This is a genomic window from Sphingomonas sp. NCPPB 2930 (assembly GCF_042867205.1).
Classification (GTDB): Bacteria; Pseudomonadota; Alphaproteobacteria; order Sphingomonadales; family Sphingomonadaceae; genus Sphingomonas.
Genome location: NZ_JBHZQU010000017.1, coordinates 1 through 25,415 on the forward strand (window position 1 = coordinate 1; position 25,415 = coordinate 25,415).

25 protein-coding genes and 1 tRNA gene are annotated in these 25,415 nt (G+C 68.3%); 8 read left to right on the forward strand and 18 right to left on the reverse strand.

Going from position 1 to position 25,415, the window contains the following annotated elements; genetic code table 11:
- Positions 1–274 precede the first annotated feature (274 nt).
- On the reverse strand, positions 275–1,267 hold the full coding sequence (gene araD1 / locus ACFX59_RS15665) for an AraD1 family protein (protein WP_387433506.1): 993 nt from the start codon (positions 1,265–1,267) through the stop codon (positions 275–277).
- Positions 1,268–1,337: 70 nt separating this feature from the next.
- The gene (locus ACFX59_RS15670) at positions 1,338–2,861 is read right to left on the reverse strand and encodes an aldehyde dehydrogenase (NADP(+)) (protein ID WP_387433508.1); all 1,524 of its coding nucleotides are present in this window, start codon (positions 2,859–2,861) and stop codon (positions 1,338–1,340) included.
- Positions 2,862–2,972: 111 nt separating this feature from the next.
- Here ACFX59_RS15670 and ACFX59_RS15675 point away from each other — a divergent pair, with 111 nt between their 5' ends.
- Positions 2,973–3,761 carry a FadR/GntR family transcriptional regulator gene (locus tag ACFX59_RS15675; protein WP_387433510.1) on the forward strand — a complete coding sequence of 263 codons (789 nt, stop codon included), beginning with the start codon at positions 2,973–2,975 and terminating at the stop codon, positions 3,759–3,761.
- Positions 3,762–3,818: 57 nt separating this feature from the next.
- Here the strand turns inward: ACFX59_RS15675 and ACFX59_RS15680 are convergent, their stop codons facing one another.
- The 3 genes from ACFX59_RS15680 to ACFX59_RS15690 are packed head-to-tail and all read right to left on the reverse strand — an operon-like array spanning position 3,819 to position 6,657.
- Entirely contained in the window at positions 3,819–4,682 is an 864-nt protein-coding gene (locus tag ACFX59_RS15680; protein ID WP_387433512.1) for an SMP-30/gluconolactonase/LRE family protein, read from the reverse strand.
- 29 nt (positions 4,683–4,711) lie between these two features.
- The gene (locus ACFX59_RS15685; protein WP_387433515.1) at positions 4,712–5,497 is read right to left on the reverse strand and encodes an SDR family NAD(P)-dependent oxidoreductase; all 786 of its coding nucleotides are present in this window, start codon (positions 5,495–5,497) and stop codon (positions 4,712–4,714) included.
- Between the two features lie 14 nt (positions 5,498–5,511).
- The gene (locus tag ACFX59_RS15690; RefSeq protein ID WP_387433517.1) at positions 5,512–6,657 is read right to left on the reverse strand and encodes a fumarylacetoacetate hydrolase family protein; all 1,146 of its coding nucleotides are present in this window, start codon (positions 6,655–6,657) and stop codon (positions 5,512–5,514) included.
- Between the two features lie 186 nt (positions 6,658–6,843).
- Here ACFX59_RS15690 and ACFX59_RS15695 point away from each other — a divergent pair, with 186 nt between their 5' ends.
- Positions 6,844–7,218 carry a hypothetical protein gene (locus ACFX59_RS15695; RefSeq protein WP_387433520.1) on the forward strand — a complete coding sequence of 125 codons (375 nt, stop codon included), beginning with the start codon at positions 6,844–6,846 and terminating at the stop codon, positions 7,216–7,218.
- Between the two features lie 84 nt (positions 7,219–7,302).
- Here ACFX59_RS15695 and ACFX59_RS15700 read toward each other — a convergent pair whose 3' ends face one another.
- Positions 7,303–9,093 (reverse strand): IlvD/Edd family dehydratase, encoded by a 1,791-nt coding sequence (locus ACFX59_RS15700; protein ID WP_309690711.1) that lies wholly within the window; start codon positions 9,091–9,093, stop codon positions 7,303–7,305.
- A gap of 13 nt (positions 9,094–9,106) precedes the next feature.
- Complete coding sequence (locus ACFX59_RS15705; RefSeq protein ID WP_387433522.1) at positions 9,107–10,201, reverse strand: aldose epimerase family protein; 1,095 nt, start codon at positions 10,199–10,201, stop codon at positions 9,107–9,109.
- A 182-nt stretch (positions 10,202–10,383) separates the two neighbouring features.
- Here ACFX59_RS15705 and ACFX59_RS15710 point away from each other — a divergent pair, with 182 nt between their 5' ends.
- Together ACFX59_RS15710 and ACFX59_RS15715 are read left to right on the forward strand one after the other, a co-directional pair.
- Positions 10,384–11,688: a sugar MFS transporter gene (locus ACFX59_RS15710; protein WP_307101306.1), complete on the forward strand. Its 1,305-nt coding sequence runs from the start codon at positions 10,384–10,386 to the stop codon at positions 11,686–11,688.
- A gap of 138 nt (positions 11,689–11,826) precedes the next feature.
- Entirely contained in the window at positions 11,827–12,435 is a 609-nt protein-coding gene (locus ACFX59_RS15715) for a DUF1826 domain-containing protein (RefSeq protein WP_387433525.1), read from the forward strand.
- A 293-nt stretch (positions 12,436–12,728) separates the two neighbouring features.
- Here ACFX59_RS15715 and ACFX59_RS15720 read toward each other — a convergent pair whose 3' ends face one another.
- The 7 genes from ACFX59_RS15720 to cpdR all read right to left on the reverse strand — a co-directional run bounded on the left by ACFX59_RS15720 (position 12,729) and on the right by cpdR (position 17,759).
- Positions 12,729–14,045 carry a copper resistance protein B gene (locus ACFX59_RS15720; protein ID WP_387433527.1) on the reverse strand — a complete coding sequence of 439 codons (1,317 nt, stop codon included), beginning with the start codon at positions 14,043–14,045 and terminating at the stop codon, positions 12,729–12,731.
- Positions 14,042–15,814, reverse strand: a complete 1,773-nt coding sequence (locus tag ACFX59_RS15725; protein WP_387433530.1) for a copper resistance system multicopper oxidase — start codon at positions 15,812–15,814, stop codon at positions 14,042–14,044. Before ACFX59_RS15725 ends, ACFX59_RS15720 begins: the two co-directional genes overlap by 4 nt.
- A gap of 32 nt (positions 15,815–15,846) precedes the next feature.
- Positions 15,847–16,407, reverse strand: a complete 561-nt coding sequence (locus ACFX59_RS15730; protein ID WP_387433532.1) for an RNA polymerase sigma factor — start codon at positions 16,405–16,407, stop codon at positions 15,847–15,849.
- On the reverse strand, positions 16,404–16,835 hold the full coding sequence (locus tag ACFX59_RS15735; RefSeq protein ID WP_387433535.1) for a periplasmic heavy metal sensor: 432 nt from the start codon (positions 16,833–16,835) through the stop codon (positions 16,404–16,406). Before ACFX59_RS15735 ends, ACFX59_RS15730 begins: the two co-directional genes overlap by 4 nt.
- Positions 16,836–16,843: 8 nt before the next feature.
- Positions 16,844–17,131 carry a hypothetical protein gene (locus tag ACFX59_RS15740; RefSeq protein ID WP_387433538.1) on the reverse strand — a complete coding sequence of 96 codons (288 nt, stop codon included), beginning with the start codon at positions 17,129–17,131 and terminating at the stop codon, positions 16,844–16,846.
- Between the two features lie 130 nt (positions 17,132–17,261).
- Positions 17,262–17,336: transfer RNA gene (locus ACFX59_RS15745), tRNA-Val, on the reverse strand.
- Between the two features lie 45 nt (positions 17,337–17,381).
- Positions 17,382–17,759: a cell cycle two-component system response regulator CpdR gene (gene cpdR, locus ACFX59_RS15750; protein WP_307104665.1), complete on the reverse strand. Its 378-nt coding sequence runs from the start codon at positions 17,757–17,759 to the stop codon at positions 17,382–17,384.
- Between the two features lie 100 nt (positions 17,760–17,859).
- Between cpdR and ACFX59_RS15755 the strand changes: the two genes are divergently transcribed.
- Positions 17,860–18,717 (forward strand): N-formylglutamate amidohydrolase, encoded by an 858-nt coding sequence (locus tag ACFX59_RS15755; protein ID WP_387433540.1) that lies wholly within the window; start codon positions 17,860–17,862, stop codon positions 18,715–18,717.
- 304 nt (positions 18,718–19,021) lie between these two features.
- On the opposite strand, the gene ACFX59_RS15760 is transcribed toward ACFX59_RS15755, so the two are convergent.
- The 3 genes from ACFX59_RS15760 to ACFX59_RS15770 form a co-directional block, all read right to left on the reverse strand.
- The gene (locus ACFX59_RS15760; RefSeq protein ID WP_387433543.1) at positions 19,022–19,561 is read right to left on the reverse strand and encodes a cytochrome b; all 540 of its coding nucleotides are present in this window, start codon (positions 19,559–19,561) and stop codon (positions 19,022–19,024) included.
- Positions 19,562–19,564: 3 nt separating this feature from the next.
- A complete protein-coding gene (locus ACFX59_RS15765) occupies positions 19,565–20,338 on the reverse strand; it encodes a SapC family protein (RefSeq protein WP_307101322.1) in 774 nt (257 codons plus the stop codon).
- A gap of 75 nt (positions 20,339–20,413) precedes the next feature.
- Positions 20,414–21,838 (reverse strand): FAD-binding oxidoreductase, encoded by a 1,425-nt coding sequence (locus ACFX59_RS15770; RefSeq protein ID WP_387433545.1) that lies wholly within the window; start codon positions 21,836–21,838, stop codon positions 20,414–20,416.
- 66 nt (positions 21,839–21,904) lie between these two features.
- On the opposite strand from ACFX59_RS15770, the gene ACFX59_RS15775 reads away from it, so the two are divergent.
- The 3 genes from ACFX59_RS15775 to ACFX59_RS15785 all read left to right on the forward strand — a co-directional run bounded on the left by ACFX59_RS15775 (position 21,905) and on the right by ACFX59_RS15785 (position 24,149).
- Positions 21,905–22,354, forward strand: coding sequence for a hypothetical protein (locus ACFX59_RS15775; RefSeq protein ID WP_387433547.1), 450 nt, complete (start codon positions 21,905–21,907; stop codon positions 22,352–22,354).
- Positions 22,355–22,498: 144 nt separating this feature from the next.
- On the forward strand, positions 22,499–23,923 hold the full coding sequence (locus tag ACFX59_RS15780; RefSeq protein ID WP_387433549.1) for a DEAD/DEAH box helicase: 1,425 nt from the start codon (positions 22,499–22,501) through the stop codon (positions 23,921–23,923).
- 4 nt (positions 23,924–23,927) lie between these two features.
- Positions 23,928–24,149 carry a DUF1289 domain-containing protein gene (locus tag ACFX59_RS15785; RefSeq protein ID WP_309690770.1) on the forward strand — a complete coding sequence of 74 codons (222 nt, stop codon included), beginning with the start codon at positions 23,928–23,930 and terminating at the stop codon, positions 24,147–24,149.
- Between the two features lie 159 nt (positions 24,150–24,308).
- Here ACFX59_RS15785 and ACFX59_RS15790 read toward each other — a convergent pair whose 3' ends face one another.
- Positions 24,309–25,076, reverse strand: coding sequence for an enoyl-CoA hydratase/isomerase family protein (locus tag ACFX59_RS15790; protein WP_387433551.1), 768 nt, complete (start codon positions 25,074–25,076; stop codon positions 24,309–24,311).
- Between the last annotated feature and the right edge of the window lie 339 nt (positions 25,077–25,415).

Consider the following 25,415-nt stretch of genomic DNA (forward strand, 5'->3'; position numbering starts at 1 on the left):
CGTGTCGGCCACCGCTGCGGTGAAACCCCTCTAGGCGGGGTTGCCCCGAACCGTCAACAACAGATTTTCACTTTTCTGAAAAAATTCGGGAAAAATACCGAAAAACAACGATTTGCATCACGCCACCAGCCCCATACCAGCCGGAACCTTATCCCACCCCAGACGTCGCAGACCCGAATCGCCAACCAGAATCACTCGCGCCAGACGCAACAAGGGCGCCCTTCCCGTTTGGAAAGGACGCCCCTGGTAGCATTTCAGCCGGGAATCGGGACGATCAGAGACGTCCGACCGTCACCGGCTTGTCCTCGGTCCGCGCCAGCGGGTTGGCGAGCGGCAAGGTGAAGGGTGCCGCAGCGATTTCGAACACATCGCCTTCCTGCGTCCGGATGCCGTCGGCGAACGACAGGGTCGCCGTACCGAAGAAGTGGACGTGCACGTCGCCCGGACGGCGGAACAGCGCATATTTGAAGTGATGATGCTCGAGGTTCGCCAGGCTGTGCGACATGTTGGCCTCCCCCGACAGGAACGGCTTTTCCCACAGCGTCTCGCCGTCGCGGACGACCTTGCTGGTCCCCTCGATATGCTCGGGCACGTCGCCTAGCAGCAGTTCGGCGCCGAGCGCGGCGGGGCGCAGCTTGCTGTGCGCGAGCCAGAGATAATTGTGCCGCTCGGTCACATGGTCCGAGAACTCGTTGGCGAGGCACAGGCCCAGCCGATGCGGCGTGCCGTCGGGGCCGATCAGATAGATGCCCGCCAGCTCGGGCTCCTCGCCGCCATCCTGCGCAAAGGCGGGCATTTCGAGCGCGTCGCCCGGGCCGACCAGCTGCGAGCCGTCACCCTTGTAGAACCATTCGGGCTGCTGGCCGACCTGGCCCTCGCCGGGCTTGCCGCCCTCGACGCCTTCCAGGAACATGCGCATCGAGTCGGTCTGGTGCGCGGCGGCCGCCGCGTCGCGGTGCATCTTGTCGCGCCCCTCGGCTGAGCCGAGATGGGTCAGGCCGGTGCCGGTCATGACGCAGTGCGCGGGGTCTTCATGGTCGATCGGCGCGATCAGATGGCCCGCCGCCAGCTCCGCCTTCAGATCGACGGCCACGCCCTCGCCGCAGGCCAGCGCGGTGTCGAGCAGCGACTGCCCGCCGGCAATGGCACGCTGCGCCAATGCGATGACCGTGTCGATACCCGGCACGAAGGCCGCTTGGTCGCCCCGCGCCAGAATGACCGAACGGGTCCCATCGGGTGCGCGGTGCTGCAACAGGCGATCAGCCATGAATTCCTCCCCTTATCGTCTTTCAACAAAAAGGGGCGCGTCCCCGGTTCGGGACGCGCCCCGCCATTCCTTAGCCCGGCTGGCCGTCGACCAGACGGGGCAGCGTGCCCGCCGCTTCGTCCTTCAGATCCTGCGGCAGCAGCGCGGCTGACAGATTCTGGTACGACACCGGCCGCAGATAGCGATCGATCGCCAGGCTGCCGACCGAGGTCGTGCGCGCGTCCGAGGTCGAGGGGAACGGGCCGCCATGGACCATGGCATGCGCCACCTCGACGCCGGTCGGCCAGCCATTGGCCAGGATCCGCCCCGCCTTGCGCTCGAGCACCGGCACCAGCCGCGCGGCCATGTCGGTATCGCCCTCGTCCATCTGGATCGTCGCGGTCAGCTGACCCTCGGCGGCCTTGAGCACCGCGATCAGCTCCGCCTCGTCGCGGCAGCGGACCAGGATCGACGACGCGCCGAACACCTCATGACCCAGCGCCTCGTCCGCGAGGAACGCCTCGGCCGTGGTCTGGAAGAAGGCGGCGCGACCGGCGGTGACGCCCTCGCCCACCTTTCCTTTCGCAACCGTCTCGACCTTGTCGTGGCTCGCCAGCGACTCCGACGCCTTGGTATAGGCGGCGTGGATGCCGGGCGTCAGCATGGTCTGCGCCGCCGCCTCGGTCAGCGCGGTGCGCGCCGCCTCGACAAAGCCGTCCAGCCCCTCGCCCTCGATCGCCAGCAACAGGCCCGGATTGGTGCAGAACTGGCCCGCGCCCATGGTCAGCGAGCCGACAAAGGCGGTGCCCAGCGCCGCTCCGCGCGCCTTCAGCGCTTCGGGCATCAGCACGACCGGGTTGATGCTGGACATCTCGGCATAGACGGGGATCGGGATCGGCCGCTCCTGCGCGATCTTCAGCAGCGCCAGGCCGCCCGCGCGCGAGCCAGTGAAGCCGACCGCCGCGATGCGCGGATCACGGACCAGCGCGCCGCCCAGTTCGTTGCTGGGGCCGGTCAGATGACCGAACACGCCCTTGGGCAGGCCGCAGGCCTCGACCGCACGTTCGATCGCGGCGGCGACCAGCGCGCCGGTCTGCGGATGGGCGGGATGGCCCTTGACGATCACCGGGCAACCGGCGGCCAGCGCCGAGGCGGTGTCGCCACCGGCGGTCGAGAAGGCGAGCGGGAAGTTGGACGCGCCGAACACCGCGACCGGGCCCAGCGGCACCATGCGCAGACGCAGATCGGGGCGCGGCAGCGGCTGGCGGTCGGGCAGGGCGGGGTCGATACGGACCTGGAGATAGGCCCCGGCGCGCAGCACCTTGGCGAACAGGCCGAGCTGGCCGACCGTGCGGCCGCGCTCGCCCTCCAGACGCGCGCGCGGCAGACCGCTTTCACGCATCGCCGCCTGGATCAGATCGTCGCCAATGGCCATGATCTCGGCACCGATCCTGTCGAGGAACACGGCGCGCTCCTCGCGGCTGGTGGCGCGATAGACGTCGAACGCCTCCTCTGCTGCGGCACAGGCCGCATCGACATCGGCCGGTCCGTGCACCGCAAAGGCGTCGCCCACCGGCTGTCCGGTGGCGGCGTCGATCGAGCGGAAATCGGTCATAGGGGGAAGCTCCTTTATATTACTCCGACATATTCGTTTGACGGAGCGATGGCAATGTTAAAGGTAATGCGCGAGGATAGGGGCGGAGAGGTACGATCGATGGATGACATGATGACGAACGGGGACGCCGCGCCCGAACCCCTGGTCGATTCCCCGGTCGAGTCCCCGGCCGATTCCGAGGTTCCCGCACCCAAGACCCGGCGCGGCACCGGCCGCCGTCTGCACGGCGCGATCGCGCACAAGCTGGGCGCGGCGATCGTGTCGGGCGAATATCGCCCCGGCGACACGCTGTCGGGGGAGGTCGCCTTTTCCGAGGCGCTCGACGTGTCGCGCAGCGCCTATCGCGAGGCGGTGCAGGTGCTGAGCGCCAAGGGGCTGGTCGAAAGCCGTCCCAAGACCGGCACCCGCGTCCTGCCGCGCAACCGCTGGAACCTGCTCGACCCCGATGTGCTCGCCTGGGCCTTTTCGGGTGAGCCCGACATCCAGTTCGTGCGCAGCCTGTTCGAGCTGCGGTCGATCGTCGAGCCCGCCGCCGCGCGGCTGGCGGCCGAGCGACGCGACAAGGCCGACCTGAAGGAGATGCGCGACGCGCTGGCCGCGATGCGCCGCCACACGCTGGCGACCGAGGCGGGGCGCACGGCGGACCGCGAATTCCACAACGCCGTGCTGGCCGCGACCCGCAACGATGCGCTGGTCGTGCTGACCGCCAGCATCGGCGCGGCGGTCGCCTGGACCACCCAGTTCAAGCAGCGGTCGCGCGCGCTGCCCCGCAATCCGGTGCCCGACCATGTGAAGGTCTATGACGCGATCGCCGCGGGCGATGTCGAGGGCGCGGGAGAGGCCATGCGGCTGCTCGTCGATCTGGCGCTGGAGGATACCCGCAGCGCGATGGAAGGGTAGAAGGCCCGCCCCCGTTCAGGAGCGGGCCACCCGAGACGCCGGGTTCGGAGATGGGGGTCAGAAGGCCGCGCGGTGGAGCGGCTTGGCCGGGACCGCGACCCGGAAGGTGAAGATGTCGCCCGCCTGGACCTGCTCGGCAAGTTGCTCGTCCGACAGGCCCTGCCGCGCGGTGGTGGCATAGGCGGTGCGGCCGTCGGGGCCGCCCAGCGCGATCTTGGTGATGTTGGACACGGGGAAGCGCACCTCGTCGGTCATCACGCCGTCGGGGCCGTAACGCCGCGCCGCCCAACCGCCGTAAAAGCCGACCCACACCCCACCTTCGGCATCGCAGATCGCGCCGTCGGGATGACCGTCCGCATCGCCGAAGCGCGCGAACTCGGTCGCGGGGCCGAGCGTCCCGTCCGCCAGGATCGCGTGCGCCAGGATGACCTTGCCCAGCGTGTCGACATGATAGAGCGTCGAATCGTCGGGCAAGATGGCGGGACCGTTGGTGATGCACACCGCATCGGCGCTGGACGGCGAAACCAGTCCCGCGACCCAGCTGAACAGACGGCCCGACAGCGCGGTTTCGTCATTGTCCATCGTGCCGAACCAGATCCGCCCCTGCCCGTCGACGCACGCATCGTTCAGGCGGTTGGCGGGGAGATGCGTATCGACCTCGGCCATACGCTCGAACCCGCCGGTCGCGGGATCGAAGTGATGCGGGCCCGACTTCAGCCCGGCGACGAATCCGCCGCGCTGCGCCGGCACCACCCAGCCGACCATTTCGGGCGAGTTCCAGTGCTCGAGCGTGCCCGCCACCGGATCATGGGCATAGATGCGCTGCTGCTTGATATCGACGAACCACAGCAGGCCGTCGACCCAGATCGGGCCCTCGCCCAGCGTCGCACCCACGGTCAGACAATGTTCGGCCTGCTGCATCACTCTCTCCTATGCTCTCGCCCGGTCTGTCAGCGCCAACCGGCGTCGATGAAATAGTCGTGGCCGGTGCACATCCTGGCATCGTCCGAGGCCAGGAACAGCACCAGCGCCGCGACATCGGCGGGCTGGATGCGCCCGTCGAGGCACTGGGCCGCGACGATCTCCGCCTCGCCTTCGGGCGTGTACCATTTTTCCTGGCGCGGCGTCTGGACGTTGCCCGGCACGATGGTGTTCACGCGGATATTGTCGCGCCCCAGGTCGCGCGCCAGGCTGCGGGTCAGGCCCTCGATCGCGGCCTTGCACGTCTGGTAGAGGACCAGGTCGTTGAGGCCCAGGTGCCAGCTGATCGACCCGAAGTTCAGGATCGCGCCGCCACCGGCGCGCTTCATCGCGGGGATCACCGCCTGCGCGGCAAAGAACTGGTGGCGCAGGTTGACGTTCAGCCGCTCGTCCCAATAGGCAGGGGTCACGTCCGCGATGCTGTGGCGGTCGTCATTGCCCGCATTGTTGACCAGGATGTCGACCCCGCCCAGCGCCTCTTCCAGCTCGGCGAAGATCGTCTTGAGATGGTCGAGATCGGTCAGGTCGCAGCGGTGATGGATCGGCGCATGGCGGGCATCGCCCGACAGCCGCTCGACCAGCGCCCGGCTCGCCTCCTCGGCGATGTCGACGAAGGCGACGCGGGCGCCCTGCGCGACGAACGCCTCGACCAGCCCCTCGCCGATCCCCGAGCCGCCGCCGGTCACGATCACCCGCTTGTCGGTCAGGCTGGGATAGCGCGCGACCAGATCGGCGGCGCTGGTCTTCTGCAACATGTCTTGAGTCTCCGTCACAACAGGCCACGCTTGGCCAGGTTGCGCATCAGGTCGCCCAGACCGAAGGTCCAGGCCGGGGCGTCGGCGCTGGTCATCACCGGATTGACCAGCGTGCCCAGACGCGGGTTGGCAATGACGACGGTGTCGCCGACCTTGTGGGTGAAGCCGCGGCCGGGCTCGTCACGGTCCTGGGTCGGCGCGAACAGCGTGCCGAGGAACAGGACGAGGCCGTCCGGATAATGATGCTCGCTGAGCGCCTGGCCCAGCAGGTCCTCGGGATCGCGGCTGATCTGGTCCATCGAGCTGGCGCCTTCCAGCACATAGCCGTCGGCGCCGGTGATGGTCAGCTTGACCTCGCTCGACCGGACATCGTCCATGGTGAAGCCGTCGTCGAACAGCCGGACGAGCGGCCCGAGCGAGCAGGAGGCGTTGTTGTCCTTCGCCTTGCCCAGCAGCAGCGCCGAGCGCCCCTCGAAATCGCGCAGGTTGACGTCGTTGCCCAGCGTCGCGCCGACCGCCTTGCCATGCGCGTCGGCGACCAGCACCACCTCGGGCTCCGGGTTGTTCCAGGTCGAATCGGAGCGGACCCCGACCGGCATGCCCCAACCCACGGTCGACAGCACGGGCGACTTGGTGAAGATCTCGGCATCCGGGCCGATCGCGACCTCCAGATATTGCGACCACAGCCCCTCGGCGATCAGCGCATCCTTCAGCTGCGCGGCCTCGGGCGAGCCCGGCACCACCGAGCGGATATTGCCACCCAGCGCCTGTTCCAGCGTGGCGCGCAGCCCCGCCGCCTTGGCATGGTCGCCGCGCGCGCGCTCCTCGATCACCCGCTCCAGCGCCGACACGGCGAAGGTCACGCCCGCCGCCTTCACGCATTGCAGATCGATCGGCGAGAGCAGGCGATTGGCCGCGCCTTCCTCGGGGGACAGGTTCAGGTCGCCCAGATCGCCCAGCGATTCCCCCTGCCCGGCCTCGATCGTACCGGCCGCGATCAGCGCCGAAACGGTCGGGGCGACGCGGCTCATGTCGAAAACTTCCCCGCCCTGCACCAAAATAGGACATGGCCCCTCGCCGCGATCGATACGGCCGACGAAACGGCCCGTCCGCCAATCCTCGGGCAGGGCATCGATCAGAGGAGTGGAATTGCTTGCCATGTCTTACTCTCCGCGATTTTTGTTAGCGGTATCGAGTGCCGCCCGGTTCAGGTCAAGAGGCGCTCGCCGTCGTCCAGCCGTCATCGCCATAGCGACATTTGGGTCATTCCCAATGGGTCCATTTTGGTTTTAACCACTTGGATAGCGACGCCATGCCATCTGGTGCCGGAGGGGGGAAACAGGACCATGCGAATCGACGACCCCGGATTCTCCGTCTGGCTGGACGAGCGCTTCATCATTCAGGTCCGGACGCGAACCGCGTGGACCGTCGAGATCGCCGACCGTTACTGGGCCTGCTTCCAGCCCTTCCTCGACGCATCGCGCGCGCAGTGGGGCCATGCCAGGGTGCTGGTCGATCGACGCGGCACCCCCATCATGCCGATCACGATGGTCCAGGTGATGCGCGACGGCATCATGGCATTCTATCAGCCCGGTGACCGGCTGGCGCTGGTCGTCGATTCCAGCCCCCTGAAGATGCAGGTCCGGCAGAATTACCAGCTACCCAATATCGACGCCTTCCTGTCCTACGACGCCGCCCTGGCCTGGCTCGAGAACAGCTAGACGAAAGGGCCGATCCCCCGCCGGGCGGCCGGACGGGATGGATCCCGCCCGACTTTCCTGCACCCGATCAGTGCCTGCGCCCGATCAATGGTTGTCGCGCGGCAGACCCTGGGTCTGGGCGATGCGCTGATACTTCTCGGCCCCCTCCAGGATCGCGCCGGTCGACATCTGGCCGACCACCGAACGCTGGATTTCCTGCCACGGGGTCTGCGACGCGGGATATTTATACCCGCCCGCCGCCGCGAGGGTCTTGCGACGCTCGGCCAGTTCCTCGTCGGAGATGAGGATGTTGGCGGTGCCCTTGTTCAGGTCGATGCGCACCCGGTCGCCGGTCTCGATCAGCGCCAGGCCACCCATCGCCGCCGCTTCCGGGCTGGCGTTCAGGATCGAGGGCGAACCCGAGGTGCCCGACTGACGCCCGTCGCCGATGCAGGGCAGCGAGTGCACGCCCTCGGTGATCAGATAGGCGGGCGGGCGCATGTTGACGACTTCCGCCGCGCCCGGATAGCCGATCGGCCCCGCGCCGCGCATGAACAGCAGCGTCTGCGGCGTGATGCCGGTCGCGGGATCGTCGATCCGGTGGTGATAATCCTCCGGCCCGTCGAACACGACCGCCGGACCTTCAAAGGCATCGGGATCGTCGGGGTTGGACAGATAACGCTCGCGGAACTCCTCCGAGATCACGCTGGTCTTCATCACGGCGGCGTCGAACAGATTGCCCGACAGGACGATGAAGCCCGCCTCTTCCTTCAGCGGCTGGGCGAAGGGACGAATGACCTTTTCGTCCTCGATCGCGACGCCCCGGCAATTCTCGCCCATGGTCTTGCCGTTGACGGTCATCGCGCCCTCGTGGATCAGCCCCTGCTCGATCAGCTGGTTGACCACGGCGGGCACGCCGCCCGCGCGGTAATAATCCTCGCCCAGATATTCGCCCGCCGGTTGCAGGTTCACGAGCAGCGGGATCTTGTGCCCCTCGGTCTCCCAGTCCTGCACGGGCAGGTCGACGCCGATGTGGCGTGCGATGGCGGCGAGGTGGATCGGCGCGTTGGTCGAGCCGCCGATCGCCGAGTTCACCTTGATCGCGTTGTGGAAGGCTTCCTTGGTCAGGATGTCGGAGGGCTTGAGGTCCTCGTTCACCATCTCGACGATGCGCTTGCCGGTCAGATACGCGACTTCCTGGCGATCGCGATACGGCGCGGGGATCGCGGCCGAGCCGGGCAGCGACATGCCCAGCGCCTCGGCCAGCGAGTTCATCGTGGTCGCGGTGCCCATGGTGTTGCAATAGCCGGTCGACGGCGCCGACGAGGCGACCAGGCGGATGAACTCCGCATCGTCGATCTCGCCCGCCGCCAGCATCTGGCGCGCCTTCCAGACGATGGTGCCCGAGCCGGTCCGCTCGCCTTTGTGCCAGCCGTTGAGCATCGGCCCGACCGACAGCGCGATCGACGGGATGTTGACGGTGGCGGCGGCCATCAGCGCAGCCGGGGTCGTCTTGTCGCACCCGATGGTCAGCACCACCGCGTCGAGCGGATAGCCGTACAGCACCTCGACCAGCCCCAGATAGGCCAGGTTGCGGTCGAGGCCCGCGGTCGGGCGCTTGCCGGTTTCCTGGATCGGGTGGACCGGGAATTCCAGGACGATGCCGCCCGCCTCGCGCACGCCCTCGCGCACCCGCTCGGCCAGCACCAGATGATGGCGGTTGCACGGCGACAGGTCCGAGCCGGTCTGCGCGATGCCGATGATCGGCTTGCCCGACTGAAGCTCCTCCAGCGACAGGCCGAAGTTCAGATACCGCTCCAGATAGAGCGCGGTCATGTCGATATTCTCGGGATTGTCGAACCAGGCGCGGCTGCGCAGTTTGGGCGTGTCGGTCATGTCAGGCTTTCGGTCAGCGAACGGTGGAGAAGCGGTAGATCATGGTATGCCGGTAGGGCTTGCCGGGATCGACGCGCGGCGAGACGAAATCGGGCTTGTTGGGCGAATCGGGGAATTTCTGCGGCTCGAGCGCGATGCCGTCGCCCATGCGGTACAAATGGCCCTTCTTGCCGACATAGGTACCGTCGAGGAAATTGCCCGTATAGAATTGCACGCCCGGTTCGGTCGACAGCACTTCGAGCACGCGGCCCGAGGCGGGGTCCTCCAGCCGGGCCGCCAGCTGCGGCGTGGCGGTCAGCCCCTTGTCGAGCGCGAAATTATGGTCGTAGCCCTGGCCATAGCGGATCTGCTGGTCGTTGCCGTCGCGAATGCCGTCGGCGACCACGCGCGGGCTGCGGAAGTCGAAGACGGTGCCCGCGACCGGACGACGCTCGCCGGTCGGGATCAGCTTGGCGTCGACCGGGGTATAGGTCGTCGCCGGGATGGTCAGCTTGTGGAAGGTCGCACCCAAAGGCGAGCCTTCGCCGTTCAGGTTGAAGATCGCGTGGTTCGTCATGTTGACGATGGTCGGCTTGTCGGTCTTCGCCTCGAACGCGATGGTCAGCGCCCCCGCCTCGTCGAGCGAATAGGTGACGGTCGCATCGACCTTGCCCGGATAGCCCTGGTCGCCATCGGGGCTGGTCAGCGCCATGACGACGCTGGCGGTCGGGCCGTCCTTCATCGACACGATCTTCCACAGATGCTTGTCGAAGCCCTTGGTCCCGCCGTGTAGCGAATTGACCTTGTCGTTCAGCGTCAGCTGATAGGGACGCCCGTCGAGCGTGAAGCGCCCGCCGCCGATCCGGTTGGCGAAGCGGCCGACCGTCACCCCGAAGAAATTGGGATGGTTCACATAATCGTCGGCCTTGTCATAGCCGAGCAGGACGTCGGCCAGCTTGCCGTCGCGGTCGGGCGCCATGACCGACTGCAACGTGGCGCCGTACGTCAGGACGCGCGCCGACAGCCCGGCCTTGTTGGTCAGGGTCACCGCCTCGATTGCGGCACCATCGGCCAGTTGCCCGGCGGGGGCGCGTTTCACCTCGCCCGCCAGGGCCGCAGTCGAACTCATTACGGACGTTACCGCTACCAACGTGAAAAAGGTCTTGATTGACGCCCTCGACATGCCTCACCCTTTCGTCGCCAGACGCCATTGACGCGCCTTTTGCGTCACTATAGTCAGACAAAATATCAGGAGCAAGCCGGTCTGCGAACAGTTTTTCGCGAGATTACCGGCCCGAAGGAGAGGATTGCATGGCCGCACCCGTCGTTTCCCGCGCCAACGGCGCGTCGCCAGCCGCGGGAGGGGGCAGATACGGCTCCGCACTGGCGCTGCTGGCCAGCCTGTTCTTCATGTGGGGCTTCATCACGGTCATCAACGGGACGCTGCTGCCGCACCTGCGCAGCGTGTTCGAGCTGAGCTATTTCCAGGCCTCGCTGATCGAGAGCGTCTGGTTCATCGCCTATTTCTTTGCCTCCATCCCCTCGGCCAAGCTGATCGAGCGGATCGGATACCAGAAGTCGCTGGTGACGGGCCTGCTCATCATGGCGGCGGGTGCGGTCGGCATGATGCTGGCGGCATCGCTGCCCTCTTATGGCGTCACGCTGCTGATGCTGTTCGTGATCGCCAGCGGCATCACCCTGCTCCAGGTCGCGGCCAACCCCTATGTCGCGGTGCTGGGCCCGGCGGACACGGCGTCGTCGCGCCTCAATCTCGTCCAGGCGATGAACTCGATGGGCACGATGCTGGCCCCGCTGTTCGGCGCCTATCTGATCCTCGGCCGGTCCAAGGGCGGCACGGCGCAGGCCGGTGAGGCGCTGACCCAGGCCGAACGCCTGGCCGATGCGCATGCGGTGGTCCTGCCCTATGGCCTGGTCGCGATCGTTCTGGTCGTGCTGGCGCTCGTCATCGCGCGCTTCCCGCTGCCCGCCATGGGTTCGGCGACCAGCCGGATCGCCAAGGAGGAGCGCAAGAACCATTCGCTGTGGAAGCATCGCAACCTGGTGTTCGGCATCGGCGCGATCTTCATCTACCTGATCGCCGAGATCGGCGTGGGCAACCTGTTCGTCAACTTCGTCAGCCGCCCCGACATCGGCAACATGACCACCGAGGCGGCGGGCCGTTACCTGACGCTGCTGTGGGGCGGGATGATGGTCGGCCGCTTCGTCGGCTCGGCGATCATGCAGAAGGTGCCTGCGGGCGCGGTGCTGGCGGTCTTCTCGATCGGCGCGTTCCTGACCATGCTGGTCACCGTGTTCGCCGATGGTCACATCGCCATGTGGTCGCTGATCCTGGTCGGCCTGTTCCACTCGATCATGTTCCCGACCATCTTCACGCTGGGCATTCGCGGCCTCGGCCCGCTGACCGAGGAAGGCTCGGGCCTGCTGATCATGGCGATCGCGGGCGGCGCGCTGGTCGCGGTGCATGGCTGGCTGGCCGATCATTACGGGTTGCAGCAGTCGTTCCTACTGACCGCGGTGTGCGAGCTCTACATCCTGTTCTACGCGGTCTGGGGTTCGAAGCCGACCAACGCCTTCCCCGACGAGGACGCGGGCTGATACCGGACGATCCTCGTTCGAAAACAGGGGGGCGGTGCCGCAAGGTGCCGCCCCCTTCTGCTTTGCAGCGGCGGCATCTTTCGCCAATGGGTACGACATGGTACGATACATCATACCATTTAGCCGAGTATCCTGCCCTTGTCCCCTTCCCTCGACCTGCTCCACACCGCGCCCCTCGCCCTCCCCGATCATGTCCGTGTGGGACACGACTCCAGCGTCCTGGGCACGATCGACGATCCGGCGGTGACGCTGGCGATATGGGAACGCGCGTCGCCGCTGCCCCGGCCCGATCTGGCGGAGTTTCCGGCGCTGCGCTTCGCGGCCGATGCCGGATCGGTCGCGGCGAAGGTGCTGGCCGCGCTGGCGGATACGGTTCCGCAGGACTGGCATGACGGGCTCGCCCGCGATGTCGAGACGCTGGCCCGGCTTTATGCCACGCTGACCGGCGAGGACCGGGTCGAGATCCGTATCGAGCGGGTGACGGGCAATGGCTGCTGGAAATTCCATGCCGACTATGTCGCGCTGAGGATGATCACCACCTATTGCGGGCAGGCGACCCAGTGGCTGCCCCATGGCGCCGATCCACAGTCCCCGCCCCGCGCGCTGGCGCCGGGCGATGTCGGCCTGTTCAAGGGCCGCGAGCGCGCGGGCGACCGGGCGATCATCCACCGCTCCCCCCCAATCGCGGGCAGTGGCGAGGACCGGCTGTTGCTGGTTATCGATACCGAATGGCCCGACCATGGCTGAACCCTGCGCCGGTCTGCCGCGACCGGCCTGAGGCCAATGACCATTCGAGATATCTTCTTCTTCCCTCTCCCCTGGACAGGGGAGAGGGTTAGCGAAGCTTGCCAGCCTGCTGGCTAGCGCAGCTTGGGTGAGGGGTTGAGCGAGCCCAAAGGCTCGCGCGCTCGCTTCGCGAGCGCCCACCCCTCACCCAGCTCCGACTAAGCCTTTGCTTTCGCAAAGGCCAAGTCTGCGCAACCCTCTCCCCTCTGCGAGGGGCGAGGGAAGGAAAGGCATCGCGGAATGGCGATCCGGCGCTAGAACCAGCTGCGGATGCCCAGCGCCAGCGCCGCGCCGCTGCCACGGGCGGGGCCATAGCGACGTTCCCAGTTCACCCCGACATAGGGAGCGAATTCGCGGGCGATCTCGTAGCGCAGGCGCAGGCCCAGCTCGATATCGGAGACGCCCGCCGCGATCCGCTGGTCGGGCACGTCCTGCACGGCGAGATTGACCTCGATGCGCGGTTGCAGGATCGCCCGCTGGGTGATCCGCTGGTCCACCCAGGCCTCGGCGCGGGCCAGCACATCGCCCTTGTCCGACAGGAACAAGGCGCCCTCGACATCGAACCAATAGGGGGCGAGCCCCTCGACCCCGACGACCGCATAGGTGCGCCTTACCCCGGTGCCGACATCCTGCCGCACGCCCGCCTGGAGGTTCCAATAGGGATCGATCGCGCGGGCATAGAGCGCCTGCACTTCCGCCGCGCCGACCCGGTCGCGAAAATCCCCCTCGCCCTCGCTCTTGACCACCAGCCGGTGGATGTCGCCGCCGAACCAGCCCTCCCCGTCCCAGCGATAGCCGTCGCGCCCGTCGCGGACCTGAATCTCGGCCAGGTTGAACAGGATCTGGTGAAAGGCCATGCCGCCATGCTCCGCCCGCATTCGGCGGTCGGCGACGGCCATGACGGCGGGGTCGTAGTAGCGATCCGCCGCGCGCGTCGTCGGTGCGGGCGGCGGCGGGGCATGGCCCACCAATTCCGCCGGGGTGGCAGTGGGCTGGCAGTGGCCCATCGCGGCATGTTCCGGCGGACAGGCCTCCGTCCCCATCGCCATGCCGGGCATCGCGGCGGAATCGGCGCCGCGGGTCTCGGCCGCCGGTGCGGGTTTGCAATGGCCCATCGCCGCGTGCTCGGGCGGACAGGCCGCCGCCCCCATCGCCATGCCGGGCATCGCAGCGGTGTCGGCTGCGCGGGTCTCGGCCGCCGGTGCAGGTTTGCAGTGGCCCATGGCGGCGTGTTCAGGCAGACAGGCCTCCGCCCCCATCGCCATGCCGGGCATCGCGGCGGGATCGACCGCACCTGCTTCCATGGCCGGGGTCGCCTGGCAATGGCCCATCGCCGCATGTTCGGGGGAGCAGGCCGAAGCCGCCGCCTTATGCTCCATGGCATGATGCGCCATTCCGGCCTGGCCCAGCGCGGCGTGCGGGGCGCGGGTGGCCTTTTTCCGAGGCCTGGCCTTGCCCGGCTTGCGGAGCGCGGCGGGCTTCGGGGCGGCCATCGGCATCGCCATGCCGGGCATCGCCATGCCCTGATGCTGCATCATCGGATCGGCGAGCAGAAGCGACAGCAGGATCATGCCGCATCTCCCTTCGTCGCCGGATCGGGCCGGACGGTCACCACCTGCATCATGCCCGCATGCATGTGATAGAGGAGGTGACAGTGGAACGCCCAGTCCCCCTCGGCATCGGCGGTCAGGTCGAAGGTGACGGTGCCCCCCGGCGCGACATTGACCGTATGCTTGCGTGGGGCATGATCGCCATGCCCGGTCACCAGCTCGAAGAAGTGGCCGTGCAGATGGATCGGGTGCGCCATCATCGTGTCGTTGACCAGCGTGACCCGCACCCGCTCGTTCAAACGAAAGGGAATGGGCGCGGTCACGGCGTTCAGCTTCACCCCGTCGAACGCCCACATATAGCGCTCCATATTGCCGGTCAGATGGATGGTCAGCGCGCGCGAGGGCGTACGGCGATCGGGATTGGGCCGGGTGCTCGCCAGGTCGCGATAGGTCAGCACCCGGTGCCCGGCATCGGCCAGCCCCTGTGGCGGCTCGCCCGTGCGGTCGACTGGCATCGGCGAAACCGTCTGGACGACCGGCGTGCGCGGCAGGCCGGGCGCGTTGGCGAAGTCGCGCATGCCGTGCTTCATCGCCCCATGGTCCATGCCGCCCCCGCCGGGCTGGCAATGCCCCATCGCGGCATGTTCGGGCGAGCAGGCGGCGGCACCCTGATCCATGCCGCCCATCCCCATATCCTTCATCGTCGCCAGCGGCCGGGGGCGCAGCGGCGGCACCGGCGCGACCATGCCGATCCGCGGCGCCAGCGTGGCCCGCGCCATGCCCGACCGGTCCCAGGTCTCGGCAACCAGCGTATAGGCGCGGTCCTCCGCCGGGGTGACGATCACGTCATAGGTCTCGGCGACCGCGATCTGGAGCTCGTCGACCGCGACCGGCCGCACATCCTGCCCGTCCGCCTGCACGACGGTCATCGCCAACCCCGGAAGCCGCACGTTGAAGATCGTCATCGCCGACGCATTGACCAGCCGCAGCCGCACCCGCTCGCCGACCGCGAACAGCCCGGTCCAATTGTCCGCCGGGCCATGGCCGTTGACCAGATAGCGATAGGTCGAGCCGGTCACGTCCGACACGTCGCTGGGGTCCATCCGCATCGCGCCCCAGCGCAGCCGCTCGGCCAGGGGCTGGTCGCGCCCCGCCAGCAGGCCGCCAACGGTCTGTTTCTGATAGTTGAAATACCCGCCCTGCAATTTCAGGCGGCGGAAGATCGCATGCGGATGCAGCGCGCTGTGATCGGACAGCAGGACGACATGCTCGCGCTCGGCGGCGATCGGATCGGGTCCGGCAGGATCGATGACGATGGGGCCGTACAGCCCCTCCTGCTCCTGCAGCCCCGAATGGCTGTGATACCAATAGGTCCCCGCCTGGACGACCGGAAACTCATAGGTGAAGCGCCCGCCCGCCGGAATGCCCGGAAAGCTGATCCCCGGCACCCCGTCCATCTGGAAGGGAAGGAGCAGCCCGTGCCAGTGGATCGAGCTTTCCTCGTCCAACTGGTTGACGACGGTGATCCGCGCGCGCTGCCCCTCGCGCAGCCGGATCAGCGGCGCCGGGGCCGAGCCGTTGATCCCGATCGCGTGATAGGGCTTGCCGTCGATCACCATATGCTGGCGCGCGATGGTCAGGGTGATGTCTGGGCCGCTCAGCTCGGGGCGCGCCATATCCAGGCCATGCGCATGGCTCTGCGCCCAGCCCGGCACCGCGACCAGCGCGCCCAGCCCAGCCCCTCCCGCCAGCAGATCGCGGCGGCGCATCATCGTCTTCGGATCGATCATGCCCCCTTATACGCAGGCCCGGCGTGCGCCCCTCACCCGGTTCTGTCGCGCAGTTCGGTACGGGCCCGGCGGATGCGCAGTTCGACCGCCTTCACGCTCAGCCCCAGCGCCTCGGCCGCCTCGGCCTGGCTCAGCCCCTCGATCGCGCACAGGATCAGCGGCGCGCGCAAGGCCTCGGGCAGCGTGTCCAGCGCGGCCAGCGTGCGGGCCAGCGAGTCGCGCTCGATCGCCGCCGCTTCGCCCCCGATCCGGTCGTCGGCCACCGCCTCGGCCGCCTCGACCGGCAGGAACCGCGCGATCATCGCGCGCACCCGCCGCCGCCGCGCCCAGTCGCGGCATTTGTTGAGCGCGATCCGGCTGAGCCAGGCGCGCAGGCTGCGCGTCGTATCGAACCGCGCCAGCGCGCCGTGCGCGGCGACGAAACTCTCCTGCACCAGGTCCAGCGCCTCCTCGGCGTCGCGGACATGCGCCAGGGTCAGGCGATACAGCGCCGCCTTGTGCCGGGCGACGATCGCGGCATAGGCCTCGGGCCGACCGCCCCGCACCAGCGCGACCAGATCGCCGTCGGACAAGCCCGCATAATCGCGGCTCACCGCCCCGTATCGGTCAGCTTGGCGACCACCAGCCGGTCGAAGGTCGCCGCCTGGTCGGGCCGCAGCACGCGGCGCATCGCAAAGACATGCGCCAGCGTCGCCTTTTGCAGGTCGCCCATGCTGTGATGCACCGCGTCGATCGCCTGGGTCACACGGGGACCGTCGCGATGCTCCACCTCGATCGCCGCCGCCAGTCGGGCATTGTCGCCGCGCAGCCGGGCGTCGAGCGCGGCGCGCGTGGCGGCGAACTGCGTCTCCAGCCGGTCGAGCGCCACCGCCTGCGCCGGGTCGAGCGCGATTGTCTGGTGGACGAGCGTATGGATGTCGCTCGCCTGCGGCTCGGTAGGCATCAGCAACCGGCATCCGATCGCCACCCCGGCCAGCGCGGCGACGAAGGCGATCACCATGGTCAGCACCGCCCGGCGCATCTCGCCCCTCACCGGCCCAGCAACAGCGTGGACGGCGCCAGGCCCCCGCCCAGCGCGACGACCGCCGCCCCGGGCCGCTCGCGCGCCTCGCTCCGCCCGGCCATCACGCCGCCGCCCGCCAGGCCCAGCACCATGGCGGCGGCGGCCGACAACGCCATGCCCCGCGCCGAGAGCGTTCCGACAGGGACGGGCGCCGCCGCGATCGTCGCGGCGACCCGCTGCTCCATATCCGCAAGCGCGGCGGGCGGCATGCCCCGCGACAATCGGGCGAGATCGTGGTCGATGGGATCGGTCATGACAGGACTATACGCGACAAAGCGCCAAACCCCTCATGGGGATAGGATCCGCCAAAAACGGCCAGCGGGCAGTCGATCCGCACAGCATAACAAAAACCCCGCTAAGCCGTTGGCCTAGCGGGGTTTTCGATGGTGGGCGTGGCAAGGATTGAACTTGCGACCCCTGCGATGTCAACACAGTGCTCTACCACTGAGCTACACGCCCGCCGGAGGCCGGCCAATTAGCCGGGGTGTGGGGGGCTGGCAAGCCCTAAATTGCACCATCGACCGAATTTGTCTGAAAAAGGCGATCCACCTCCATCACCAGGTCGCGCAGGTGGAAGGGTTTGGACAGGACGCGGGCGTTGGGAACCGCCTGCCCGGCCTTCAGCGTCACCGCCGCAAAGCCGGTGATGAACATCACGCGCAGGTCGGGCACCATCACGGCGGCGCGCTGGGCCAGCTCGATGCCGTCCATCTCGGGCATGACGATATCGGTCAGCAGCAGGTCGAACCGTTCGCTCTCCAGCAGCGGGATCGCCGCCGTGCCGCGATCCACCGCCGTCACCCGATAGCCCGAACGGGTCAGCGCCCGCGTCAGATATTCGCGCATGACCTCATCGTCTTCGGCCAGCAGGATGTGAAGCATCTCTTGATCCCGATTCATGTGGCCGCCGTTCTAGCGGCGAGGCCGTTAAGATTTCCAGACCATTGCTTGCCTTGTCGGCCCGCCATAGGATCGCCCGCCAATGGCCCAAGCAAACCCCGGCCCCTGCTATGACGGTTACGGGCTGGCGCTGCCCGCCGGTCCGGTCGTGCTGTCGGTGCCGCATGGCGGGCGGGACTATTCCCCGGCGCTGGTCGACGCGCTGCGCGTGCCGCCGTCCGCGCTGATGGCGCTGGAGGACCGGCTGATCGACCGAGTGGCGATGGCGGCGCGCGGCGACGAGCCGATGCTGATGCAACGCACCCCGCGCGCCTGGATCGACCTGAACCGCGACGAGGGCGAGCGCGATCCGCTGGTCGATGCGGGCGCGCGGATCGGCGGGCGCAGTTCGGCCAAGCTGCGCAGCGGGCTGGGGCTGGTGCCGCGCCGGACCGCCGGTCATGGCGATATCTGGACACGGCGCTTCACCGATGCCGAGATCGTCGCCCGGATCGAGACGGACCACCGGCCCTATCACCAGGCGCTGGCGGCCTGTCTGGCGGCGGTCCGGGCGCGGTTCGGGGTGGCGGTGCTGCTCGACCTGCATTCGATGCCGCCGCTGGGCCGCGCGACGGTCAGCCCCCGGGTGGTGATCGGCGACCGGCACGGCACGACCGCCGAGCCCCGTTTCGTCCGCCGGATCGAGGCCGCCGTGCGCGGGCTGGGCGTCGCCGTCACCCGCAACGCGCCCTATGCGGGCGGCCATATCGTCGAGCGACACGGCGATCCCCGCCGCGGCATCCATGCGATCCAGCTGGAGCTGGACCGTTCGCTCTATCTCGATGCCGCGCTGGAATCGCCGGGCGAAGGCTTCGATGCCACCGTCGCGCTGGTCCGGGGGGTGATCGCCGCGCTTGGCGCCGAGGCGCTGGGGCAGGACCTGCCGCTCGCCGCCGAATAAAAAACCACCTCGCGCAAGGGGGAGAGCGCGAGGTGGCCAAGGTTCAGGGAGGAGACACGCTGAAAGCGTGTCATACGACACCGCGAAAGGGGGGACACGATGCCGTACAGGGTATAAATAAGAAGGGGCCTATTTGGTTCAACCCCGCCCCCCGCAATTCGTCATTTTTTCGTAACGGGTCGTGGGATGCGACGGCCTGACGAGGGGTATCCCGTTCTGCGAGGGTGCCGACCGGTCTCAGGCGGCCACACCCCTCCACCATGCTTCGCATGGTCCCCCCTCCCCCGTGCAGGGAAGGAAAAGCTCAGCGCGTGCGGAAGCTCATGCGCGCGAGCAGGCCGTCGCGCAGCAGATAGTGATGGCGCAGCGCCGCCGCGACATGGATCGCCACCAGGGCCAGCATCGCCCAACCCAGAATCTCATGCGCCTCATGCCCCAGCCCGGCGGCGGCCTTGCCGATGGGCAGAGGCGGCACGTCGAACAGTCCGAACCAGCTGACGGGGCGCGGGACGTCGCGGCCCGATCCCATCGCCCAGCCGCTCATCGGCATGACGATCATCAGGGCATAGAGGGTCATGTGCAGCGCATGGGCGCTGCCGCGCGCCCAGGCCGGGACCTCGGCGGGCAGCGGCGGCGGGCGATGGCCCAGCCGCCAGAGGATCCGGCCGACGGTCAGCGCCAGCACGGTCAACCCGATCGCCTTGTGCAGCGGGATGGTCCCCGGCAACAGGCTTTCGTGGAGCAGGCCGATCGCCAGATTGGCGACCACCAGGACCGCGATCGCCCAGTGAAAGGCGATCGCGACATGGCTGTACCGCGCCGTCGCGGCGACCGGCCCGCCCATGGCTTAGCCGATCGGCTGAAGCTGCGGCTGGGGCATCTTGCCCAGCTGCATCTGGCGCGAGAAGATGTCGCGCATCAGCGAGAGCGAGAAGAGGTGCGCATAGAGCAGCGGGAGCATGCCCGACTGGCTCATTTTGCGCAGCTGGTCGCCGCGCAGGTCGACCAGCTTCTCTTCATTGACCATCTGGAAACCGCGATAGACGAAGGGCTGCTCCGCGCCGTCGGGCTGGATCGAGACTTCGCCGTCCATCAGCAGGCCCATCTCGACCAGTTCGGCCATGAAGTTCTGCGTGCGGGCCCCGGCCTGTTCGAACGATTCGTTGAACGCCAGGATGTTCTTGGTCAGCTCGCTGGGCTGGCCATTGTCGAACAGCGCGTCGCCGTCGTCGAACGCGCCGATGGTCGGCGAGGTCGGGTCGAAGCACAGCGACAGCTCTTCGGCCTCGGGACGCAGGCGCGCCAGCATGTACGGATAGCGGCGGACATAGGCGGGGACGTAGAAGTTCGTCTCGGTCAGACGGCCCTCGTCGCTGACGAAGACGTTGACGCCCTCGTTCAGGCCCATCAGCGCGAGCGGGATCGGCGCCTCGCCGACCGAGAAGACGATCGGCATGAAACGCTGGACCAGCGGGAATTCGTCGACCGTGACGGGGATGGCATGCTGGCCGGCGAGGAAGGGCGCCGTTTCCTGCGGACGGACCTTGTAATTGGCGTGAGCCTCGCTCGAAAGCGGCTCCAGGCCGTTATAGAAAAGCGGAAGGGACGGCGCGCTGGCCATGATAATCTCCAAAAAACGCGTTCACGCGAGCCCCCCGGCCGCGTGTCGTGGCCTCGTGTCTATGGGGCCGGGGCCTTATGCGCAAGCGACGAGCTTGCCCGGATTGAACAGGCCGTGCGGATCGAGCGCCGTCTTGATGGCGCGGATCGCCGCGACCCGTTCGGGCGAGAGGCGGGCGAGTTCGTCGCGCTTCATCTGGCCGATGCCGTGTTCGGCCGAGATGGTGCCGCCCGCCGCCGTCACCAGGTCATGGACGAAGCGGGTGATGGTCGCGGCCTGTTCGGCATAGAAACGGTCGCGGTCGGTGCCGGGCGCGGCGCGGACATGGAAATGGATATTGCCGTCGCCCAGATGCCCGAAGCCCGAGGCATGGGTGCCGGGGAAGCGCGCGTCGCACGCCGCCGCCGCCTCGACCATGAAGCGCGGCATCGCCTCGACCGGGACCGCGATGTCATGCTGGACGGCCGGGCCCAGCGCGCGCTCGGCATCGGACAGCGAGTGGCGGAGCAGCCAGAACGCCTCGCCCTGCGCGTCCGATGCCGCGATCACCGCATCGGCGACCACCCCGTCCTCCAGCGCGGCGGCGAGTTGCGCCTCCAGCATGGCGGCCGGATCGGCGGCGGGGTCGCCCGTCACCGCCTCGATCAGCACGTGCCAGGGATGCGGCCCGGCCAGCGGCGCGCGCGCGCCGGGGAGATGCGCGACGGCGGCGGCCAGGCTCTCGGCGGGCAGGATCTCGAAACTTTCGATCATGTCGGTCGCGGCCTGCAACCGGCGCAGCAGCGACAGGCCCGCCGCCGGATCGGACAGCCCGACCCAGGCGGTCGCATGGCCCGCGATCGCCGGGGCCAGCCGCAGCGCGGCGGCGGTGACGATGCCCAGCGTCCCCTCCGCGCCGATCAGCAGCTGTCCCAGGTCATAGCCGCGATTGTCCTTCTTCAGCGCGGACAGCCCGTCATAGAGCGTCCCGTCGGGCAGCACCGCCTCCACCCCCAGCGTCAGCCCGCGCATCGTCCCGAAGCGCAAGACCTGCGTGCCGCCCGCATTGGTCGAGACGAGCCCGCCCACCGTCGCATTGCCCTTTGCCCCCAGGGTCAGCGGAAAGCGCCACCCTTGCGCCTCGGCGGCGTCGTGCAGATCGGCCAGGATCACCCCCGCCTCGGCGATCGCCATGCCCGCCTGCGCATCGATCCGGCGGATGCGGTTCATCCGGCGGGTCGACAGGATCAGCGCCGAGCCGTCCCCGGGCGGGGTCGCCCCGCCGACCATCGAGCTGTTCCCCCCCTGCGGCACCAGCGGCACCCGGTGTTCGACCGCCGCGCGCAGCACCGCCTGGACCTGCGCGGTATCGGCGGGGGCCAGGATCGCGGGCGCATGGCCGGAGAAGCGCCGCCGCCAGTCGATCTCCCAGGGGGCGATCCGTTCGGGATCGGTGACGATCCCCTTGTCGCCCAGCAGGGGGCGAAGCGCGGCGATCATGGCGGTCTGGCTGGAATTCATGCCCCATCCGCTAAAACAGGTTCAGGAAGTGTTCAACGATCGCTGCTATGAGCGGGTCCCGCTGACATGCTGCGCCGCCCTTGGACACTTGCCGCCGCCACTCTGGCGACGCTGGTAACGCCCGCCTTGCTGGGGGCGGCCGATCCGTCATTTCCGCAAGGGCGCTTCGCCCAGGTCATGATCCGCGAGCGGGTCATCGTCCGGGTGCCGCGCACCCCGATGCGCGCGATGACGCCGATCCGGTGGAAGGAGCGCAAGGGCCCCCGCTGCATCCCCGCGCAACAACTGGCGGGCGCGCTGCCCGGCGAGGAGGGGACGGTCGACATCGTCCTGGCGGGCGGCAACCGGGTGCGCGCCCATCTGTCGCGCGCCTGTCGGCAGATCGACTATTATGCCACCTTCTATATCCGCCCCGGTGCCGACGGCCAGATTTGCGCGCGACGCGATCCGATCCGGACGCGGGCGGGCGGCACCTGCGATATCCAGCGCTTCCGCGCCCTGACGCCGGCGCGCTGACCATCGCCGCCCTGTCCGGCAACCGGGTGATTCACGATCCGAACGCGGCAAAAACTTGACTTTTGCCGTCAAATCCGCAAGCGCCTACCCTTGCTGGGCGAGCGCGGGGCGATTCCCACTCCACGCCATATTCCGGAAAACTGCATGAGCTTTGCCGATCTCGGCCTCTCCGATGAACTCCTGAAGACGGTCCACGATGCCGGCTATACCGAGCCGACACCGATTCAGGCGTCCGCCATCCCCTCCGTCCTGATGATGCGCGACATCATCGGCATCGCACAGACGGGGACGGGCAAGACCGCTTCATTCGTCCTGCCGATGATCGACATCCTGGCGCATGGGCGCAGCCGCGCGCGCATGCCGCGCAGCCTGATCCTGGAGCCGACGCGCGAACTCGCCGCGCAGGTGGCGGAGAATTTCGAGAAATACGGCGCCAACCACAAGCTCTCCATGGCGCTGCTGATCGGCGGCGTGTCGATGGGCGACCAGATCAAGGCGCTGGAAAAGGGCGTCGACGTGCTGATCGCGACGCCGGGCCGGTTGATGGACCTGTTCCAGCGCGGCAACATCCTGCTGACCGGCTGTTCGATGCTGGTCATCGACGAGGCGGACCGGATGCTCGACATGGGGTTCATCCCCGATATCGAGGAAATCTGCACCAAGCTGCCCAAGCAGCGCCAGACCCTGCTCTTCTCCGCGACGATGCCGCCGCCGATCAAGAAGCTGGCCGACAAGTTCCTGGAAAGCCCCAAGACGATCGAGGTCGCGCGTCCCGCCTCGACCAACATCAACATCGCGCAGTTCGTCGTGCCGGTCGCGCCCCAGTCGTTCGAGAAGCGCAAGCGGCTGCGCCAGTTGCTGGGCCAGGAGGAGGTTCGCACCGCGATCATCTTCTGCAACCGCAAGACGACGGTGCGCGAGCTGAACAAGTCGCTCAAGCAGCATGGCTTCCGCTCGGGCGAGATTCACGGCGACATGGAACAGCCGCAGCGGCTGGCCGAGCTGGAGCTGTTCAAACGGGGCGAGATCAACATCCTCGTCGCCTCCGACGTCGCGGCACGCGGGCTGGACATCAAGGGCGTCAGCCATGTGTTCAACTTCGACGCGCCCTGGCATCCGGACGATTATGTCCACCGCATCGGCCGCACGGGTCGCGGCGGCGCGACCGGCACCGCCTATACCTTCGTCGCGCCCGACGATGCCGAGAATCTCGAGAATATCGAGAAGCTGACCGGCCAGACCATCGACCGCCTGGAACTGCCCGCCCCCGTCGAGGAGGAGCGCCCCGGTCGCCGTCCGCGTCGCGAGCGCGGCCAGCGCGCCGCCGAGACGCCGGTCGAGGCCGTCCCCGCCCCCGAGCCGGTCGAGGAGGCGCCGCGCGCCCGTCCGGCCCGCGCGACCCGCGAGCCGGAGCCCCGGCAGGAGCAGCCCCGGTTCCAGGATGCGCGCCCGCCGCGCGGCGACGACCGGCGTCGCGACCGCCGCCGCTCCAATGCCGACGAGACGCCCGATGACGGCGGCTGGAACGGCCCGATCCCGGACTTCCTGAAAGTCTCGTTCGGGATCTGATCCCATGTCGCTCGACATCATCAGCTTCGTCGAACCGGAACCCGCGAGCATCGCCAGCCCCTGCGTGCTGGTCTGCACGATGGACAAGGCGACGGGCTGGTGCCTGGGCTGCGCGCGGACGATCCGCGAAATCTCGAACTGGAGCGCCAAGCCGCCCGAGGAACGCCGCGCGATCCTGGCCGCCCTGCCTGCGCGCAAGGCGGAACTGGCGGCGAAGCAGGGCTGAGGGGATGGCGGGCCCGGCCCCGCGCCCCCTACCCCACCGCCCGTTCAGCCTGAGCGAAGTCGAAGGCCACGCTAAACCGCCGCCCCGCGCTTCTGGCGGCGTGATTCCCTTGGCCTTCGACTTCGCTCAGGCTGAACGGCGGGTCGGAATTGCCGCCCCCTATCGCCCTACGAACCGTCCCGGTCGGCGTTCGCTGACCGCGCGCACCCCTTCGGCGAAATCCTCGGTCCGCATCAGCCTGGCCTGCTCAGCCAGTTCATGGTCGGTCGCCGTTTCGACCAGCGCACGCAGGTCGCCGCGCAGCGTCCGGCGGGTCGATGCCACCGCCAGCGGTGCGCCCGCCGCGATCTCTCGGGCCAGCGCCAGGGCCGTCTCGTCCAGCCGGTCGGGCGGCACCAGTTGGTCGACCAGCCCCCAGCGTTCGGCCTCCTCTCCCCGGATGCGCCGCCCGGTGAGCAGCATCATCGCCGCGCGCTGTCGCCCGATCACGCGCTCCAGCACCGCCGAGATGCCGAAGCCGGGATGCAGCCCCAATGCGACGAAATTGGCCACGAACCGCGCCTCGGGACTGGCCACCCGGAAATCGGCGACCAGCGCCAGCCCCAGGCCGGCGCCCACCGCCGCCCCCTGCACCGCCGCCACGACCGGCGTGGCGACCCCGAACAGACGCGCCGCCGCGACATAGAAGGGGCTGCGCGCGCCGGGCGGCAGAGGCTCCGCCACCGGGTTGGCGTTCACCAGGTCGGCCCCGGCGCAGAAGACCCGACCTTCGGATCGAAGAAGGATCGCCCGGATATCGGGATCGCGATCCGCCGAATCGAACGCATCGCCCAATTCGGAAATGGTTCCCAGCCCCAGATGATTATGTGGCGGATTCCGTAGCGTCAGGACCGCCACCGCCGCGTCACGCCGAAATTCAACTGTCATGCCGCCCTCTTAGCGCGGTTTCCACGCGAACGGCCAGCACCATACCCGTTGCTCGAAAGACACAGGATCACCGCTTTAGCCCAAGGTCCATCGACAGGGGCTTGAGCGGGCGGCCAAGACAGGATTAAGAGCCGTTCATGTCAGAATGACCGGCCGAAAACAGGTCGGCATCAGGCATCGGAAGCCGCAAGGCTTCGTGCCGGGAGAGGATGCCGGGCGGCTCGGTGGCGAGCCGCCCTTTCCCTTTTTCGCGATCATCCCATCGCCGATGCGCCCGCCCGGATTGGGCAGGGCCCGCCCCGTACCGATTCGGCGTCTCGGCCGTCCGGCAAAGTAACC